Below are 16,963 nucleotides of genomic sequence, written 5' to 3' on the forward strand. Positions count from 1 at the left end.
CCGCCCGCCCCCCCCGCCGCCCCCCCCCCCCCCCCCCCCCCCCCCCCCCCCACCCCCCCCCCCCCCCCCCGTTTCCGCGTGGTGGGCGCCAGGACCCGGCACGACGCGCAGCGGCCCCGTTCCCCAGTGGGAACGGGGCCGCTGTCGTCCCGTCCGTGCGGCGGGCCCTCAGACGACCTCGGTGGCAGGCGTGCCCGCATCGGTCGGCTCCGCGGGCGGCGGGTCGGTGGGCGGTGGGTCGGTGGGCGGTGGGTCGGTGGGCGGTGGGTCGGTGGGCGGCGGGTCGGTCGGTGGCGGGTCGGTCGGTGGCGGGTCGGTCGGTGGCGGGTCTGTGGGCGGTGGGTCGGTCGGCGGAGGGTTCGTCGGCGGGGGATCCGTCGGCGGCGGGTTCGTCGGCGGGGGGTTCGTGGGCGGCGGCGCGGTGCTCGTCGCGGGCGCCGTCGTGGGCGACGGTTCGTCCGCGGCGTCCTCGGCCGGCGTCCGTGGAGCCGTGCTGCGGGCCGACGTGGTCGTCCGGGAGGCCCCGAGCACCCCGGTGGAGGGGCGACCCGAGGTCGGTCCGGCGCTGCTCGCGCCGGCGGCCGGTGGCGGCGCGGCCGGCACCGCGGCCGGTACCGGCGCGCCGGGCGCCGTCGACGTCGTCGTCGTGGGCTGCGCGACGGCGGCCGCGGGGTTCGGGCCGGGCGCGGTGGCACCCGCGGGGGTGCCCCCCGGAGCGATGAGCACGCCGACGACGGTGGCCGCGACGCCGGTGACGGCGAGCGACAGCGCGGCGTCGGTGGAGTCCACGGCCCCGGCGAGCAGGCGCGGGCCCGTGCCGCGCCGCGCGCGCACGACGACCGTCGCGGCCGCACCCAGCAGGGCCGCGCCGACGGCGACGAGGGCCGCGTCGAGCCCCAGCCCGAGCACGAGCAGCGCGGCGGACCCGGCGGCGGCCACGCCGACCAGCGCCCACCGCGCTCCCCGACCGGTCGGTCGTGCAGGTCTCCGCCACACCCGTGCCGCGGTGCGCCGCATAGGTCCTCCCGTCCTCCTCCGGAGGCGGGGAAGACTCCGCCGACGCGAGGTGTCCGACGGCCGGGCGGTCGCCCGGCCGCGCGACAGACTGCACACGGACCGGTCCGTCCGCAAGAGAGTCAGGTGTGACTGCCGCGATTCGGTCTTGTGACCCAGGACACTCCGGGCGACCATCTCACCAGCGGAGACGTCCCGAGGAGCGCCCATGGAGCCGAACAGCGACCCGACCGTCGGCGACTACGGCTACGACGAGGTGCACGCCGACGTCCGCCGTCCGACCGCCCCGGAACCGGCACCGCCCCGGGAGCCCGGCCGGCCGGCGGCCCGGCGCACGCCGGACCTCGACCAGGACTACGGCTACGACGAGGCCCACTCCTTCTGAGCCCGCCGGATCGGCGCCATCGTCGGCACCGGGTCGTTGGTGAGGAAGTCGGTCAGCAGCGCGTTGACCAGGTGCGGCTTCTCGCCGACCAGGAAGTGCGACGTCCCGGGGACGACGGCGAACTCGGCGTTCGGCAGCGCCTCGAACATCTCGACCGCGTGCGAGAGCGTCATCAGGTCGTCGTCGGCGAACATCACCAGCGCCCGCGCCCGGATCCTCGCCAGCTCGGCGATGTCGACGTGCGGCTCGTTGACCATGAGCTCGCCGATCTTGCGCACGACGACGGGGAAGTGCGCCTCGCCGTCCGGTGAGACCTCGCCGTAGGACCGCCCCAGGAACTGCACCACCTCGTCGACGTCGAACTCCGCGTCCGGGGCGGCCTCGCCGGACTTGTCGAAACCTCCGCTGATCATCACCACGCGGTTGACCAGGTCCGGCCGCTGGATCGCGACCAGCATCGCGAGGAAGGCCCCGTCGCTGTAGCCCACCAGGTCGGCCGGCCCACCGACGACGGTGTCGAGGAAGGCGATCGTGTCGTCGGTCATCACCTGGTAGGTGATCGGCCCCTCGACGTCGGGCGTGTGCCCGTGCCCGCGCCGCTCCGGCAGGTAGACGTGGAAGCGCTCCACCAGCGGCGGCAGGATCGGCTCGAACAGGCGGGTGTCGACCAGGCCGCCGTGCAGCAGCACCAGCGGGTCGCCCTCCCCGCGCTCGTCGTACCAGGTGTTGACCTCGCCCAGCTGCACGTACCGCGCCATCGTCCGCCTCCTCGGCCGTCCGGGTCGTCCGCCGGTTGAGACCCTGCGGCGCCGCGGTTCTCAGCGGCGGCCCGCCGGTGACGAGCCCGCCCGCGGCGAGACCGGCGATCTCGCACGGCTTCCGCGGTCGTCCCGTGCGAGATCGGCGCTGTCGACGCCGGTGCCCTCCCGGGAGCACCCGGAGCCCTCCGGTGACCGGTACCCGGGACGGATGGGGGCGTTCACCGATACCTGCGCCGAGCGCGCCCCGACAGGCTTCCCGCGGTGGTGTTCGGGCTGGCCCGACCCACGAACGGCCAGGTGGCGGGATGGGCGCGCGCCCCGCCCGGCGGCAGGTTCGACCCGGCGACTTCACCGAGATCAGGAAGGCACAGAGGTGGACTCATCACGCAATCTCGCGGCGCGCGCAGGGCGGTGGAGCGCGCGGCACCGGAAGACGGCGGTCTTCGGCTGGCTGGCGTTCGTCGTCCTGGCGATCGTGCTCGGCAGCCTCCTCCCGCGCGGCGAGCTCACCGCCGCCGAGTCGAACGTCGGCCCGCCGGCGGAGGCCCAGCGCATCCTCGATGCGCACGGCTGGGAGGAGCCGGCGTCGGAGATGGTCCTGGTCCAGCGGGACGACGACACCGAGGCGGCCGCCACCGCGGCGCTGACCGACGTCGTCGCGACGCTCGAGCGCACCCCCGACGTGGAGAACGTGGCCAGCCCGCTCGCCGGCGCCCCGCTGACCTCGGCGGACGGCCGGTCGGCGCTGGTGACGTTCGACATCCGCGGCTCGCCGGACGACGCCGCCGACAAGGTGGGCGCCATCAGCGAGGCGGTGGCCGAGGTCGCCGACCGGCACCCCGACGTGCGGGTGGAGCAGTTCGGCGGTGCCAGCGCCGACGTCGCCCTCGACGAGGCGCTGGCCGGCGACTTCGAGCGCGCGGAGTACCTGGCCATCCCGATCACGCTGGCCGTCCTGCTGCTGACCTTCGGCGCGGTCGTCGCCGCGCTGCTGCCCCTGGTGTTCGCGCTGACCGCGTTCGTCGGCGCCCTGGGGCTGCTCACCTACGTCAGCCAGGTGTGGCACGTCGACGGGACGGCGCAGACGGTCATGCTGCTCATCGGCCTGGCCGTGGGCGTGGACTACTCGCTCTTCTACCTCAAGCGCGAGCGCGAGGAGCGGGCCCGCGGCAACGGCGCCGTCGACGCCCTCGACATCGCCGCCGCCACCTCCGGCCGGTCGATCCTCATCTCCGGGCTCACCGTGATCGTCGCCATGGCCGGGGTGTTCCTCACCGGCTCGGCGGTCTTCACCGGCATCGGCGTGGCCACCATCCTCGTCGTCGCCACCTCGGTGGTCGGCTCGCTCACCGTGCTGCCGGCGCTGATGAGCTGGCTCGGCGACCGGGTCGAGAAGGGCCGCATCCCCGGCCTGCACCGCCGCGAGGCCCGGCCGTCGCGGTTCTGGGCCGTCGTGCTCGGCGCCGTGCTGCGCCGCCCGGTCGTCGCGGCCGTGGTCGCCGGCGGCGCGCTGGTCGCCCTCGCCGTCCCGACCGTGCAGCTGCAGCTGCGCAACGACGGCATCCAGGACCTGCCGCAGGACCTGCCGGTCATCCAGACCTACGAGCGCATCGCCGAGGCCTTCCCCGGTGGCTCGTCACCGGCCGAGGTGGTGGTCGAGGCCTCCGACGTGGCCGCTCCGGAGGTGCAGGCGGCGATCGCCGACCTGCGGGCGCAGGCGCTGGGTACCGGGCGGATGAACGAGCCGGTGGAGGTCCGCACGAGCGAGGACGGCGAGGTCGCCGTCGTCTCGGTGCCGCTGGTCGGCGACGGGCAGGAGCAGGCCTCGGTCGACGCCCTGCACGCGCTCGAGGGCATCGTCGCCGACACCGTCGGCGGGGTGGACGGCGTCACGGCGGTGGTGACCGGCGAGACGGCCGGCTCGGTGGCCTTCCGCGACCTGATCGCCGAGCGGACGCCGTGGGTGTTCGGGTTCGTGCTGGTGCTGGCCTTCGCCCTGCTGCTGGTCTCGTTCCGGTCGGTGGTGGTGGCGCTGACCGCGATCGTGCTCAACCTGCTCTCGGTCGCGGCCGCCTACGGCACGCTGGTGCTGGTCTTCCAGGAGGGCTGGGGCGGCTCGCTGATCGGGCTGCAGGAGACCGGCGCGATCGTCACCTGGATCCCGCTGTTCCTCTTCGTGATCCTCTTCGGGCTGTCGATGGACTACCACGTCTTCATCCTCAGCCGGATCCGCGAGGGCTACGACCGAGGGCTGTCCACCCGGGCGGCGATCGCGAACGGGATCACCTCGTCGGCCGGGGTGGTCACCAGCGCGGCGATCATCATGGTGTTCGTCTTCGGCACCTTCGTGACCCTCTCGACGACCAACATGAAGCAGATCGGCCTGGGGCTGGCCGTGGCGGTGCTGCTCGACGCCACCGTCGTCCGGGCGCTGCTGCTGCCCGCGGTCATGCAGCTGCTCGGCGAGCGCAACTGGTACCTGCCGCGCTGGCTGCGGTGGCTGCCGACGCTGTCGCACGAGCCGGTGCCCCCGCCGTCGGTGGAGCGGCCGCGGCCGGTGGTCGACGAGCCGCTGGTCCTCTCCCGCGACTGACGGCGGGCGTCCTCCCTCACCGCGACGGGTCCTCCCTCACGCTGCGACGTGGGGGAGGACCCGTCGGGATCAGGTGGGCTGATCGTGGCCGTGCGGGGCGCTAGCCGCGGTTGACGGTGATGCGGGTCCGGTCGGACGACGGCTCGGCCAGCGGGATGCGGATCTCGAGGATCCCGTCGGTGTAGGACGCCGTGATGTCGGCCGGCCGCGCCCGCTCCGGCAGCGGCAGCGAGCGCTCGGTGCGGCCGGTGGGCAGCTCGCGGCGGAGGTAGCTGCGCTCGTCGTCCCCGCGCCGCTCGACGGCGATGCGCAGCTCGCCGCCGTCCGCGGTCAGCTCGACGTCCCGGTCCGGGTCCACGCCCGGGAGCGCGACGCGCACCACGTGCACGCCGTCCTCGCGGTACTCGTCGACCCGGATCCGGTCGTCGGACGCCGGTTCCTCGTCGACGACGTCGGCCCGGGGGCGGGCGTCCTCGCGGGTGGCCTGCGCCCAGACCGAGCCGCCGCCCTGCGGGCGGTTGGCGCGCATGGTGCGCACCCAGTCGTCGAACATCTCCTCGAGCCGGCCGAAGGGGATCGACTCGTTCCAGCGGCCCTGTCCGCTCATGGGGCGTGCTCCTCTCGGTGACCTGACCGTTCGAACGCGCGAGCGTCGTCCCTGGTGCCACGATCAGCCCACCTGATCCGAACAGGTCCTCCCGCACGCCGCACGGCGGGGGAGGAGCCGCCGGGACCAGGTGACCTGGTCGTGGCGGGCGGCCGGGTCAGAGCGGGAAGGACACGTACTTCGTCTGCAGGTACTCCGCCAGGCCCTCGTGCCCGCCCTCGCGGCCGATCCCCGACTGCTTCACGCCGCCGAAGGGCGCGGCCGGGTCGCTGACGACGCCGCGGTTGATCCCCACCATGCCGAACTCCAGCGCCTCCGACAGCCGCAGGCCGCGGGCCAGGTCGCCGGTGAACACGTAGGCGACCAGGCCGTACTCGGTGGAGTTGGCGATCCGCAGCACCTCCTCGTCGGAGGTGAACGGCACGATCGGCGCGACCGGGCCGAAGATCTCCTCCCGGGTGGCCGGGGCGTCGGCGGGCACGTCGAGCAGCACGGTGGGCGGGTAGAACCAGCCCGGCCCGGCGGGGCGCTCGCCGCCGATGACGGTCCGGGCGCCCGCGGAGACCGTCTCGCGCACGATGCGCTCGACCTTCTCGACGGTCTCCTCGTTCACCAGCGGGCCGAGGCCGACGCCGTCGTCGTCGCCGCGGCCGACCTTGATCGCGCCCATCCGCTCGGCCAGCCGCCGGCCGAACTCCTCGGCGACCGGCGCCTCGACGTAGAACCGGTTGGCCGCGGTGCACGCCTCGCCGCCGTTGCGCAGCTTGGCCACCATCGCCCCCTCGACCGCGGCGTCGAGGTCGGCGTCGGCGCAGACCACGAACGGCGCGTTCCCGCCCAGCTCCATCGAGCTGACCAGCACCTGGTCGGCGGCCTGCTTGAGCAGGATCCGGCCGACCTCGGTCGACCCGGTGAAGCTGACCTTGCGCAGCCGCGGGTCGGCCATCGCGGTGGCGCCTACGTCCTTGGCGTTGGTCGTCGGCAGCAGGTTGACCACGCCGTCCGGGACGCCGGCCTCCGCCAGCAGCTCGGCCAGCAGCAGCGCGGTCAGCGGGGTCTCCTCGGCGGGCTTGACCACGCTGGTGCACCCGGCGGCCAGCGCGGGGCCGAGCTTGCGGGTGAGCATGGCCGCCGGGAAGTTCCACGGCGTGATCAGCAGGCAGACGCCGACCGGCTGGCGGACGACGACGGTGCGGGTGCCGCCGGCGGGCGCGACGCGGTAGTCGCCGTCGATGCGCACCGCCTCCTCCGAGAACCAGCGGAAGAACTCGGCGGCGTAGGTCAGCTCCCCGCGCGCGTCGGTGAGCGTCTTGCCGTTCTCGCGGACCATCAGCCGCGCGATGTCGTCGCCCCGCTCGAGCATCAGCTCGAAGGCGCGGCGCAGGATCTCCGACCGCTTGCGCGGCGGGGTGGCCGCCCAGCCGGGCAGCGCGGCGTGCGCGGCGTCGACGGCGGCGGTGGTGTCCTCGACGGTGGCGTCGGCGACCGGCGCCAGCACGCTCACGTCGGCGGGGTCGCGCACGTCGAAGGTGGCCCCGCCGGAGGCCGGTCGCCACTCACCGCCGATGTACAGGCCGGTCGGGACCGGGCGGCTCACGCCGGGGACGTCGACGTACAGGTCGGCCATCGCAGATCTCCTCCGCTCGACTGCGGGTGTGCTCGGGCACCATCCTGCGCCCGGCGGCGATCCTGCTGCAGGGGGAGATCGTGTGGGGCGGGGGGCCGGTCCTGACGGTCTGGCCGCGTTGGTCGGTCCACCGAGCTGTCGGTGGCCACTCTTAGCCGGCTGCCCCCGCCCGAACCCACTGTGAGCGTCGTCACTCGCCCCGGTCAACCCCCGTCGGCGTGTCGCCCGGAGCCGGGCGTGTCCGGGCCGGTCACCGGCGCGGAGAGGCCCTCAGCCGACGCGGCGGAGGACCTCGGGGCCCAGCTGGTCGACCCGCGTGTGCCCGGTCAGGCCGAGGGTGAGGTCGAACTCGCCGAGCACGTCCTCGACCACCTGCCGGACACCGGCCTCGCCCGCCAGCGCCAGGCCCCAGGCGAACGGCCGCCCGAGCAGCGCCGCCCGCGCCCCCAGCGCCACGGCGGTGAAGACGTCGGCGCCGCTGCGGATCCCGCTGTCGACCAGCACCGGCACCCGGTCGGCGACCGCGGCGACGACGTCGGGCAGCGCGTCGAGCGCGGCGATCGAGCGGTCCACCTGCCGGCCGCCGTGCGTGCTCACCACGACCCCGGCGACGCCCTCGTCGACCGCCCGGCGCGCGTCGTCGGGGTGCAGCACGCCCTTGAGCACGATCGGCAGCCGCGTGCGGGAGCGCAGCCACGCGAGGTCGGCCCAGCTGATCGACGGGCGCGAGTAGATGCCGAGGAACGTCTCGACGGCGGCCCGGGGGAGCGGCGAGCGCAGGTTCTCCAGCAGCGGCCCGGGCCACGCCCGCGCCATGCCCACCAGCGCCCGGACGGCGGACGGCGTCGGGAACGGCTGGCGGTCCCGTCCGGCGGAGGCGGCCGGCTCCACGGGCGCCGGCGTGCCGGCCACCCGCTCCTCCACCAGCCGCCGGAACACCGGGTCGGAGGTGTACTGCGCGATGCCCTTGCCGAGGGCGAACGGCAGGTGCCCGAGGTCGAGGTCGCGCGGCCGCCAGCCGAGCATCGTGGTGTCCAGCGTGACGACGACGGCGTCGCAGCCGCTGGCCTCGGCCCGCGCGAGCAGGCTCTCGACGAGCTCGTCGGAGCTGGACCAGTAGAGCTGGAACCAGCGCGGCGCGTCGCCCATGGCCTCGGCGCAGGCCTCCATGGGCACCGAGGCCTGGTTGGAGAAGACCATCGGCACGCCGGTGGCGGCGGCCGCCCGCGCCACGGCCAGGTCGGCCTCGCGGTCGACCAGCTCCAGGGCGCCCACCGGCCCGAGCAGCAGCGGAGCCGGCAGCCGGCGGCCGAACAGCTCGACCGAGGTGTCGCGGGCGCTGCAGTCGCGCAGCACGCGGGGCACGACGGCCCACCGGTCGAACGCCGCGCGGTTGGCCCGCTGGGTCGCCTCGTCCCCGGCACCCCCGGCGACGTAGGCGTAGGCGCGCGGGTTCAGCTTGCGCTTCGCCAGCCGCTGCAGGCCGCGGGCCGTCGTCGGCACGCGGGGGTGCCGGCCGTACACCCCGGCGCGGTAGATCTCGTCCTGCCGACGTCGCCCCGTACCCGCTGCTGAGTCCACCGCGTCACCGTAGTGAGCGGCGCGGCCGGACGGCGCCGGCGGCCGTTACCGGGCTTTCTCGCGACACGCCGCGCGACACGCGCGACTGGCCAGTAACGGTCGGACAACTCCGCGTCACTCGCGTGCAGAATGAGCGGGCCGGCGCCTGGGGGGACCGCAGCACGCAGTACGGGGTGCCGGCAGCAGTCGAGGGGGACGCCGTGCCGGCCGGGCCGACGCCGAACATTCCGCGCAGCGCAGCAGGCCGGGGCGCTGCCCTCCTGCTCGCCCTCCTCGGCGCCGGGGTGGCCCTCGCGCCGCCCGCGGCCGCGGTCGACGACCTGGCGCGGCCGAACTACGCGGTGGTCCAGGGCCCCAGCTGCCACCCGGGCGGGGTGCGGATCGAGGTCGTCGCCGGGACGGCGCCCTACCGGGTCGTGCTGGCCACCTCGCGGACCCCCGCGGGCGAGGACGCCGCCGAGATCCGGCCCGGCGAGACCGTCGTGCTCGCCACCGCCGACGTCGCCTGGGGCGAGCGGATCGACAGCCGGCTGGAGTTCACCGCCCTCGACGACTCGGGCGACACCTTCGCCGACGACCTCGACCCGTACACCTTCACGCGGCCGGCCGAGGAGGACTGCGCCGCGATCGCCCCGACCACCGCGGGCGCGTCCCCCGCGCCGGCCACCGTGCCGGGGACGGCCGAGGACGCGCCGGCGCCGGGCGGCTCCGCCGGGGCCCCGGCCGCCGGCGGCGACGTGCCGCAGGCGGGGGAGTCCGCGCCGGAGGCGACGGCGGAGGACGGGGCGACCGACGGCGGCGCCGGTGGCGGCGTGCCCGCTCCGGGCACCGTGCCCGGCCACGCGCCGGACCCGCAGGTGCAGCCGGCCGCGGCCGGGGCGCCGGTCGCGCCGGTCACGCGCGAGCCGGCCTGGCCGCTGATCGCGGCGGGGGTGTCCCTCGCCGGCGCCGCGGCCGGCCTGGGGCTGACCGGCGCCCGCCGCGCCAGGGGCGAGCGCGCCGGCGCCGGACGCCCGACGGCGGGCGCCTGAGCCCGATCTCGGGGACGATGGCGAGGTGACCTCTTCCCGGGACGCGCTGGCGCGCGGTGTCCCACGAAACGCCGCCGGACTCCCGGGAACGGCCCCGCGACCTGCGGAGACGTGGCTGCGCATCGTCCAGGCCCACGACCGGATCACCCACCGCGTCGACTCCGCGCTGCACCGCCAGCACGGCCTGTCGCTCACCGGGTTCGAGGCGCTGCGCCGCATCGCCGAGTCGCCGGGGGAGCGGGCCAGCATGGGCGAGGTCGCCGAGGCGCTCGGCATCTCCCGGCCGGGCGTGACGAGCACGATCAACCGGCTGGTCGCCGAGGGGCTGGTCGTCCGCGAGCGCGCCGAGGGCGACAAGCGGCTGCTGCACGCCCGGCTCACCCCCGCCGGCCGGCAGCGGGTCGACGCCGCCGCCCGCACCCACGACGACCTCGTCGCCCACCTGCTGAGCCTGCTCGGCGACGACGCCGCCGTGGTCACCGACGCGCTGGCCCGGGTCTCCGCCGCGGCCCGCATCCGCCGCTGACGGTGCGTCGCCGACACGCCCCGCGGACGGTTGGCGGTCACCGGGTCGGGTAGCCCGGTGCTCAACGCTGGAAAAACTTCAAGCCCGTAGTGTTTCCGGCCGCTCGCGTCCGGATACGACGCGATCATGCTCGCGCAGTGCACCGTCGTCGTGCCGACCATCGGCCGGCCGTCGCTGGACGTGCTGCTCGACGCCCTCGCCGCCGCCCCCGGCCCGCGGCCGGCCGAACTGCTGGTCGTCGACGACCGGTCGGCCGGCGAACCGCTGACCGCCGACCGCCCCGGGCTCCCGCCGGTCCGGGTGGTCCGCACGGGCGGTGGCGGTCCGGCGCGCGCCCGCAACCTGGGCTGGCGCAGCGCCCGCACCGACTGGGTGGCCTTCCTCGACGACGACGTCGTCCCCGACCCCGACTGGTACGAGCGCCTCGCGGAGGACCTCGCGACCGCGGGGCCCGACGTCGCCGGCAGCCAGGGCAGGGTCCGGGTGCCGCTGCCGGAGGGCCGCCGGCCCACCGACTGGGAACGCGGCACCGCGGGGCTGGCCACCAGCAGCTGGATCACCGCCGACCTGGCCTACCGCCGCGCCGCGCTGGCCGCGGTCGGCGGCTTCGACGAGCGCTTCCCGCGCGCCTTCCGGGAGGACTCCGACCTCGCGCTGCGGGTGATGGGCACCGGCGCCCGCCTCGTCCGCGGGCAGCGGTGGATCACCCACCCGGTGCGGCCGGTCGACCGCTGGATCAGCCTGCGGGTGCAGGCGGGCAACGCCGACGACGTCCTCATGCGGCGGCTGCACGGGCGCGGCTGGCGGCAGCGGGCCGACGCGCCGCTGGGCCGACGCCCGCAGCACCTGGCGGTCACCGCCGCCGGCGTCGCCGCGCTCGCGCTCGCCGCCGCCCGCCGCCCGCGACCGGCCGCGCTCGCCGCCGGCGCCTGGCTGGCCGGCACCGCCGAGTTCGCCTGGGCCCGCATCGCCCCCGGCCCCCGCACCGCCGCCGAGACGGCCACCATGGCGGTCACGTCGGCCGCGATCCCCGCGCTGGCCACCTGGCACTGGCTGCGCGGCGTGGTCCGGCACCGGCGGGTGTCCCCGTGGCGCGGCCTGCCCGACCTCGTCCTGTTCGACCGCGACGGCACCCTCGTGCACGACTTCCCCTACAACGGCGACCCGGAGTGGGTCCGCCCGGTCGACGGGGCGCGCGCGGCGCTGGACCGGCTGCGCGCCCGCGGCGTGCGGGTCGGGGTGGTCAGCAACCAGTCCGGCGTGGCCCGCGGCCTGATCACCGAGCGGCAGGTCGGGGCGTGCATGGCGCGGCTGGAGGAACTGCTCGGCCCGTTCGACGTCGTCCGCTGGTGCCCGCACGGCCCCGACGACGGCTGCTCCTGCCGCAAGCCCGCGCCGGGCATGGTCAAGGACGCCTGCGCCGAGCTCGGCGTCGACCCGGCGCGCTGCGTGGTGGTCGGGGACATCGCCGCCGACGTCGACGCAGCGGCCGCCGCCGGGGCGGTCGGGATCATGGTGCCGACGCCGGTCACCCGGAGGTCCGAGGTGGCCGCCGCGGCGCGGACCGCCCCGACGCTGGCGGCCGCGGTGGACGACGTCCTGGCGGGCAGATGGTGACCGCCGGGACCGTGCTGGTCGCCCGCCTCGACAACGCCGGCGACGTCCTGCTGCAGGGGCCGCTGGTGCGCGCGGTCGCCGCCGCGGCCGACCGGGTGGTCTTCCTGGCCGGCCCCGCCGGGACCGAGGCCGCCGCGCTGCTGCCCGGGGTCGACGAGGTGTGGACCTGGGCCTGCCCGTGGATCCTCGGCACGCCCCCCGCCGTGGACGGCGCCGACCTCGCCGCCCTCACCGAGCGGGTGCGCGGCCTGGCGCCGGACGCGGCGGTGGTCTCCACGTCGTTCCACCAGTCGCCGCTGCCGCTCGCGCTGCTGCTGCGCACCGCCGGGGTGCCGCGGATCAGCGCGATCAGCGTCGACTACCCCGGCTCGCTGCTCGACGTCCGGCACACCGTCGACGACGGCCTGCCCGAGCCCGAGCGCGCGCTGTCCCTCGCACGCGCGGCGGGGTTCGAGCTGCCCGCCGGCGACGACGGCCGGCTGGCGGTGCGCCGGCCGCTGCCCGCTCCGCCGCACGAGCCCGGGTACGTCGTGGTCCACCCCGGCGCCTCGGTGCCCGCCCGGGCCTGGCCGGCGCAGCGCTGCGCCGAGGCCGTCGAGGCCCTCGCCGACGCCGGTCACCGGGTGCTGGTCACCGGCGGGCCGGCCGAGCGGGAGCTGACCGCGTTCGTCGCCGGCCGCCGCGGGGTCGACCTCGGGGGCGGGACGTCGCTGGCGCAGATGGCCGCGCTGCTCGACGGCGCCGCCGCCGTCGTCGTCGGCAACACCGGACCCGCGCACCTGGCCGCCGCGGTCGGCACCCCGGTCGTCTCGCTGTTCTCCCCGGTCGTCCCGGCCGAGCGGTGGGCGCCCTACGGCGTGCCGACCGTGCTGCTCGGCGACCAGGGCGCGCCGTGCGCCGGCACGCGGGCCCGCGAGTGCCCGGTGCCCGGCCACCCCTGCCTGTCCTCGGTGACCGCCGCGGACGTCGTCGCTGCCGTGGAGAAGCTGGTGGTCGCGTGAAGGTCCTGGTCTGGCACGTGCACGGCTCGTGGACGACGGCGTTCGTCGAGGGCCGGCACGAGTACCTGCTGCCCGTGACGCCGGACCGGGGCCCCGACGGCCTCGGCCGCGCCCGCACCTGGGACTGGCCGGCCGCGGCCCGCGAGGTGACGCCGGAGGCGCTGCGCGAGGAGGACGTCGACGTCGTCGTGCTGCAGCGCACCCGCGACCTGGAGCTGGTGCGCGAGTGGCTGGGCCGCGAGCCGGGCCGCGACCTGCCGGCGGTCTTCCTCGAGCACAACGCCCCCGACGGCGCGGTGCCGAACACGGTCCACCCGCTGGCCGACCGCGACGACATCCCGATCGCGCACGTCACGCACTTCAACCGGACCTTCTACGACAACGGCCGGGCGCCGACGACGGTGATCGAGCACGGCATCGTCGACCCCGGTGAGCGCTGGACCGGCGAGCTGGCCCGCGCCGCGGTGGTCACGAACGAGCCGGTCCGCCGCGGCCGGTACGTCGGCGCCGACCTGCTGCCCGGCCTGGCCGGGGTCGCGCCGGTCGACGTCTTCGGCATGGGCCTGACCGGCCTGCACGAGAAGTACGGCCTGGACCCCGAGCGGGTCGCGCTGCACGACGACCCGCCGCAGGCGGCGATGCACGGCCAGCTGGCCCGCCGCCGGGTGTACGTGCACCCGGTCCGCTGGACCTCGCTGGGGCTCTCGCTGCTCGAGGCGATGCACCTCGGCATGCCCGTGGTCGGGCTGGCCACCACCGAGGCGGTGGAGGCCGTGCCGGCCGGGGCGGGCGTGCTCTCGACCGACCCGGAACGGCTGTGGACCGCCGTCCGGCACTTCCTGCACGACGAGGACGCCGCCCGGCTGGCCGGCAAGGCGGCGCGCGCCGCCGCGCTGGAGCGGTACGGGCTTCCCCGGTTCCTCGCTGACTGGGACCGGCTCCTCGAGGAGGTAACGCGGTGAAGATCGATCTGGTGTCGGAGCACGCCAGCCCGCTGGCGGCGATCGGCGGTGTGGACGCCGGCGGCCAGAACGTGCACGTCGCGGCCCTGGCCGCCGGCCTCGCCCGGCGCGGGCACGAGGTCACGGTGTTCACCCGCCGCGACGACGAGGACCTGCCCGAGCGGGTGACCACCGCCGACGGCTACGACGTCGCGCACGTGACCGCCGGCCCGGCGCGGGAGCTGCCCAAGGACGACCTGCTGCGGCACATGCCCGAGTTCGCGCAGGTGCTGCGCCGCACCTGGGCCGCCGAGCCGCCGGACCTCGTGCACGCGCACTTCTGGATGAGCGGGCTGGCCTCCGTGGCCGCCGCGGGAACCGGGGCGGGTGGGGTGCCGATCGTGCAGACCTTCCACGCGCTCGGCTCGGTCAAGCGCCGCCACCAGGGCGACGCCGACACCTCCCCGCCGCAGCGCGTCGAGCTGGAGCGGTCGCTGTGCCGCACCGTCAGCCACGTCGTCGCCACCTGCTCCGACGAGGTGTTCGAGCTGCGCCGGCTGGGCCTGGCCCGCGACCGCGCCTCCATCGTGCCCTGCGGGGTCGACACCTCCCTCTTCACACCCCGCGGTCGCGTCGCCCCCCGCGCCGGTCGACCGCGGCTGCTCGTGCTCGGCCGGCTGGTCGAGCGCAAGGGCCAGGAGGACGCCGTCCGCGCGCTCGCCGACATCCCCGACGCCGAGCTCGTCGTCGTCGGCGGGCCGCCCGCCGACCGCCTGGACGGCGACCCGGAGGTGCGGCGCCTGCGCGCCGTGGCGGAGGGGCTCGGCGTCGCCGACCGGCTGTGCTTCACCGGCTCGGTGGCCCGCGCCGACGTCCCGGCGTGGATCCGCTCGGCCGACGTGGTGCTCGCCGTGCCCTGGTACGAGCCGTTCGGCATCACGCCGCTGGAGGCGATGGCGTGCGGGCGGCCGGTGGTCGCCACCGCCGTCGGCGGCCTGGTCGACAGCGTCGCCGAGGGTGTGACCGGTGACCTCGTCCCGCCGCGGGACCCCGCCCGGCTCGCCGAGGTCGTCTCCGCGCTGCTGGCCGACCACGCCCGGCGGGCCGCCTACGGCGCGGCCGGGGTGGAGCGCGCCCGCGCCCGCTACCGGTGGAGCCGGGTCGTCGCCGACACCGAGGCCGTCTACCGACAGGTCCTGTCCACCCCTCGACTCGTGGAGGTCGCGCGATGACGGTCGCCCCGCACTCGTTCTTCGAGAACACCGCCGGTGAGGTGCCGTCGCCCGACGCGTGCACCCACCTCACCGGCGCCGACCACGTCGCCTCGCTCACCGCGGCGCTGCGCTCGCTGGACGGGCAGCTCGACACGCTCGACCGCTGGGGCCGGCTGCTGGCCGACGTGCTGTGCGGGGAGGACCGCGGGCGGCTGCTCGCGGCCGGCAACGGCGGCAGCGCCGCCCAGGCCCAGCACCTGACCGCCGAGCTGGTCGGTCGCTACCGCGCCGACCGGCCGCCGTTCTCCGCGATCTGCCTGACCGCGGAGACCTCCTCGCTGACCGCGATCGCCAACGACTACCCGGTCGACGAGCTGTTCGCCCGCCAGGTCGAGGCGCACGGCCGCGCCGGTGACGTGCTGGTGCTGCTGTCGACGTCGGGCCGCTCGCCCAACGCGGTCGCCGCCGCGCGCCGGGCCCGCGAGTGCGGCATCACCGTGCTGGCCATGACCGGCCCGGCGCCGAACCCGCTCGCGGCCGTCGCCGACGACGCGGTGTGCATCGACTCGCCGTGGACGGCGACCGTGCAGGAGTGCCACCTGGTCGCGCTGCACCTGGTGTGCGCCGCCTTCGACGCGGCGGTGCTGGCCGAGCCGGCGCGGGTGCCGGCGACCCGGCTCGGGGTGGCCGAGTGACCCGGCCGCTGGTGGTCGTCGGCGACGCGCTGCTCGACGTCGACCTGGTCGGCACGGCCTCGCGGCTCACCCCCGACGCGCCCGTGCCGGTGGTCGAGGACGTCGAGCGGCGGGAGCGGCCCGGGGGAGCGGCGCTGGCCGCGGTCATCGCGGCCGCGGCCACGGCGCGCGAGGTCGTGCTCGTCGCGCCGATCGACACCGACGAGGCCGCCGACCGGCTGCGCGCCCTGCTCGACGGGCGGGTGCGGCTGCTGGCGGTCCCGGCCAGCGGCGGCACCGCCGTCAAGCAGCGGGTGCGGGTGGGCGACCACTCCGTCGCCCGCCTCGACAGCGGGGCGCCGGTGGCCACGCTGGGCGCGCTCCCGGCCGAGGCGGCCGAGGCCATCCGGTCGGCCGCGGCGGTGCTGGTCGCCGACTACGGCCGGGGGACGACGGCGGCCGCCGACGTGCGCGCCGCGCTGGCCGCGGCCCGCGGGCCGGTGGTGTGGGACCCGCACCCGCGCGGCGCCGACCCGGTGCCCAACGCGCGGCTGGTGACGCCGAACGGCTCGGAGGCCGCGCGGGTGGCCGCCGCCGCCGGGTGCGACGCCACCGGCGACGGGCTCGCCGCGGTGGGCGCGCGGGCCGAGGCGCTCATCCGGCACTGGGGCGTGGGCGCGGTCGCGGTGACGCTGGGCGCCCGCGGCGCGCTGCTGTCCTACGGCGGGGGCGCCCCGATGGTCGTGCCGGCCGCGAAGGTGACCGGCGGCGACCCGTGCGGCGCCGGCGACTCCTTCGCCGCGGCGGCGGCGCTCGCGCTGGCCGACGGCGCGGTGACCGCCGACGCGGTGGCGGCCGCGGTGGCCTCGGCGTCGGCGTTCGTGGCGCGGGGCGGCGCCGGCGCCTGGGACGCGGTGGCCGAGGAGCCGGCCGTCGCGGCGGACGCCTCGGCCGAGGCCGTCATCGCCCGGGTCCGGGCCGCGGGCGGCACCGTGGTGGCCACCGGAGGGTGCTTCGACCTGCTGCACCCCGGCCACGTCGCGACCCTGCGCGCCGCCCGAGGTCTCGGCGACTGCCTGGTCGTCTGCATCAACTCCGACGACTCGGTGCGCCGGCTCAAGGGCCCGTCCCGGCCGCTCACCAGCGCGCCCGACCGGGCCCGCGTGCTCGAGGCGCTGGAGTTCGTCGACGCCGTCGTGGTCTTCGACGAGGACACCCCCGCCGAGGTGCTCGACCGGCTACGCCCCGACGTGTGGGCCAAGGGCGGCGACTACGCCGGCGCCGACCTGCCCGAGGCCGCGACCCTGCGGCGCTGGGGCGGGCAGGCCGTCGCCCTGCCCTACCTCGACGGGCACTCGACGACGGCGCTGGTCGAGCGCTCGAGGGTATGA

15 protein-coding genes are annotated in these 16,963 nt (G+C 76.8%); 10 read left to right on the plus strand and 5 right to left on the minus strand.

What is annotated here, in order from left to right:
* Positions 1-168 precede the first annotated feature (168 nt).
* Positions 169-939 carry a hypothetical protein gene (locus ACI78S_RS00005; protein ID WP_456970130.1) on the minus strand — a complete coding sequence of 257 codons (771 nt, stop codon included), beginning with the start codon at positions 937-939 and terminating at the stop codon, positions 169-171.
* A gap of 283 nt (positions 940-1,222) precedes the next feature.
* Between ACI78S_RS00005 and ACI78S_RS00010 the strand changes: the two genes are divergently transcribed.
* Positions 1,223-1,399 (plus strand): hypothetical protein, encoded by a 177-nt coding sequence (locus tag ACI78S_RS00010; protein ID WP_456970131.1) that lies wholly within the window; start codon positions 1,223-1,225, stop codon positions 1,397-1,399.
* Here the strand turns inward: ACI78S_RS00010 and ACI78S_RS00015 are convergent.
* A complete protein-coding gene (locus ACI78S_RS00015) occupies positions 1,375-2,157 on the minus strand; it encodes an alpha/beta fold hydrolase (protein ID WP_456970132.1) in 783 nt (260 codons plus the stop codon). The two genes, ACI78S_RS00010 and ACI78S_RS00015, sit on opposite strands and share 25 nt — an antisense overlap.
* Before the next feature lie 376 nt (positions 2,158-2,533).
* Between ACI78S_RS00015 and ACI78S_RS00020 the strand changes: the two genes are divergently transcribed.
* Positions 2,534-4,753, plus strand: coding sequence for an MMPL family transporter (locus ACI78S_RS00020; RefSeq protein ID WP_456970133.1), 2,220 nt, complete (start codon positions 2,534-2,536; stop codon positions 4,751-4,753).
* 100 nt (positions 4,754-4,853) lie between these two features.
* Here the strand turns inward: ACI78S_RS00020 and ACI78S_RS00025 are convergent, their stop codons facing one another.
* The 3 genes from ACI78S_RS00025 to ACI78S_RS00035 form a co-directional block, all read right to left on the minus strand.
* Entirely contained in the window at positions 4,854-5,360 is a 507-nt protein-coding gene (locus ACI78S_RS00025) for an Hsp20/alpha crystallin family protein (protein WP_456970134.1), read from the minus strand.
* A 157-nt stretch (positions 5,361-5,517) separates the two neighbouring features.
* On the minus strand, positions 5,518-6,987 hold the full coding sequence (locus ACI78S_RS00030; RefSeq protein ID WP_456970135.1) for an NAD-dependent succinate-semialdehyde dehydrogenase: 1,470 nt from the start codon (positions 6,985-6,987) through the stop codon (positions 5,518-5,520).
* 270 nt (positions 6,988-7,257) lie between these two features.
* Positions 7,258-8,568, minus strand: coding sequence for an alpha-hydroxy-acid oxidizing protein (locus tag ACI78S_RS00035; RefSeq protein WP_456970136.1), 1,311 nt, complete (start codon positions 8,566-8,568; stop codon positions 7,258-7,260).
* A gap of 122 nt (positions 8,569-8,690) precedes the next feature.
* Here ACI78S_RS00035 and ACI78S_RS00040 point away from each other — a divergent pair, with 122 nt between their 5' ends.
* From ACI78S_RS00040 to rfaE2, 8 genes are all read left to right on the plus strand, one after another.
* On the plus strand, positions 8,691-9,599 hold the full coding sequence (locus ACI78S_RS00040) for a hypothetical protein (RefSeq protein WP_456970137.1): 909 nt from the start codon (positions 8,691-8,693) through the stop codon (positions 9,597-9,599).
* Between the two features lie 25 nt (positions 9,600-9,624).
* Complete coding sequence (locus ACI78S_RS00045; RefSeq protein WP_456970138.1) at positions 9,625-10,125, plus strand: MarR family winged helix-turn-helix transcriptional regulator; 501 nt, start codon at positions 9,625-9,627, stop codon at positions 10,123-10,125.
* Positions 10,126-10,251: 126 nt separating this feature from the next.
* Positions 10,252-11,742 carry an HAD-IIIA family hydrolase gene (locus tag ACI78S_RS00050; RefSeq protein ID WP_456970139.1) on the plus strand — a complete coding sequence of 497 codons (1,491 nt, stop codon included), beginning with the start codon at positions 10,252-10,254 and terminating at the stop codon, positions 11,740-11,742.
* The gene (locus ACI78S_RS00055; RefSeq protein ID WP_456970140.1) at positions 11,736-12,743 is read left to right on the plus strand and encodes a glycosyltransferase family 9 protein; all 1,008 of its coding nucleotides are present in this window, start codon (positions 11,736-11,738) and stop codon (positions 12,741-12,743) included. Before ACI78S_RS00050 ends, ACI78S_RS00055 begins: the two co-directional genes overlap by 7 nt.
* The gene (locus tag ACI78S_RS00060; protein ID WP_456970141.1) at positions 12,740-13,705 is read left to right on the plus strand and encodes a glycosyltransferase; all 966 of its coding nucleotides are present in this window, start codon (positions 12,740-12,742) and stop codon (positions 13,703-13,705) included. The genes ACI78S_RS00055 and ACI78S_RS00060 overlap by 4 nt, the downstream gene beginning before the upstream one ends.
* Positions 13,702-14,916 (plus strand): glycosyltransferase, encoded by a 1,215-nt coding sequence (locus ACI78S_RS00065; protein WP_456970142.1) that lies wholly within the window; start codon positions 13,702-13,704, stop codon positions 14,914-14,916. Before ACI78S_RS00060 ends, ACI78S_RS00065 begins: the two co-directional genes overlap by 4 nt.
* A complete protein-coding gene (locus ACI78S_RS00070) occupies positions 14,913-15,593 on the plus strand; it encodes a D-sedoheptulose-7-phosphate isomerase (protein ID WP_456970143.1) in 681 nt (226 codons plus the stop codon). The genes ACI78S_RS00065 and ACI78S_RS00070 overlap by 4 nt, the downstream gene beginning before the upstream one ends.
* Complete coding sequence (gene rfaE2 / locus ACI78S_RS00075; protein WP_456970144.1) at positions 15,590-16,963, plus strand: D-glycero-beta-D-manno-heptose 1-phosphate adenylyltransferase; 1,374 nt, start codon at positions 15,590-15,592, stop codon at positions 16,961-16,963. Before ACI78S_RS00070 ends, rfaE2 begins: the two co-directional genes overlap by 4 nt.

The sequence above is a fragment of the Geodermatophilus sp. SYSU D00815 genome (assembly GCF_054050035.1).

What these genes read in the sequence shown, in the direction of transcription:
- ACI78S_RS00010 (WP_456970131.1), top strand. Translation starts at nt 1,223, where the DNA reads ATGGAGCCGAACAGCGACCCGACCGTCGGCGACTACGGCTACGACGAG.
- ACI78S_RS00015 (WP_456970132.1), bottom strand. Translation starts at nt 2,157, where the DNA reads ATGGCGCGGTACGTGCAGCTGGGCGAGGTCAACACCTGGTACGACGAG.
- ACI78S_RS00025 (WP_456970134.1), bottom strand. Translation starts at nt 5,360, where the DNA reads ATGAGCGGACAGGGCCGCTGGAACGAGTCGATCCCCTTCGGCCGGCTC.
- ACI78S_RS00030 (WP_456970135.1), bottom strand. Translation starts at nt 6,987, where the DNA reads ATGGCCGACCTGTACGTCGACGTCCCCGGCGTGAGCCGCCCGGTCCCG.
- ACI78S_RS00050 (WP_456970139.1), top strand. Translation starts at nt 10,252, where the DNA reads ATGCTCGCGCAGTGCACCGTCGTCGTGCCGACCATCGGCCGGCCGTCG.
- ACI78S_RS00055 (WP_456970140.1), top strand. Translation starts at nt 11,736, where the DNA reads ATGGTGACCGCCGGGACCGTGCTGGTCGCCCGCCTCGACAACGCCGGC.
- ACI78S_RS00070 (WP_456970143.1), top strand. Translation starts at nt 14,913, where the DNA reads ATGACGGTCGCCCCGCACTCGTTCTTCGAGAACACCGCCGGTGAGGTG.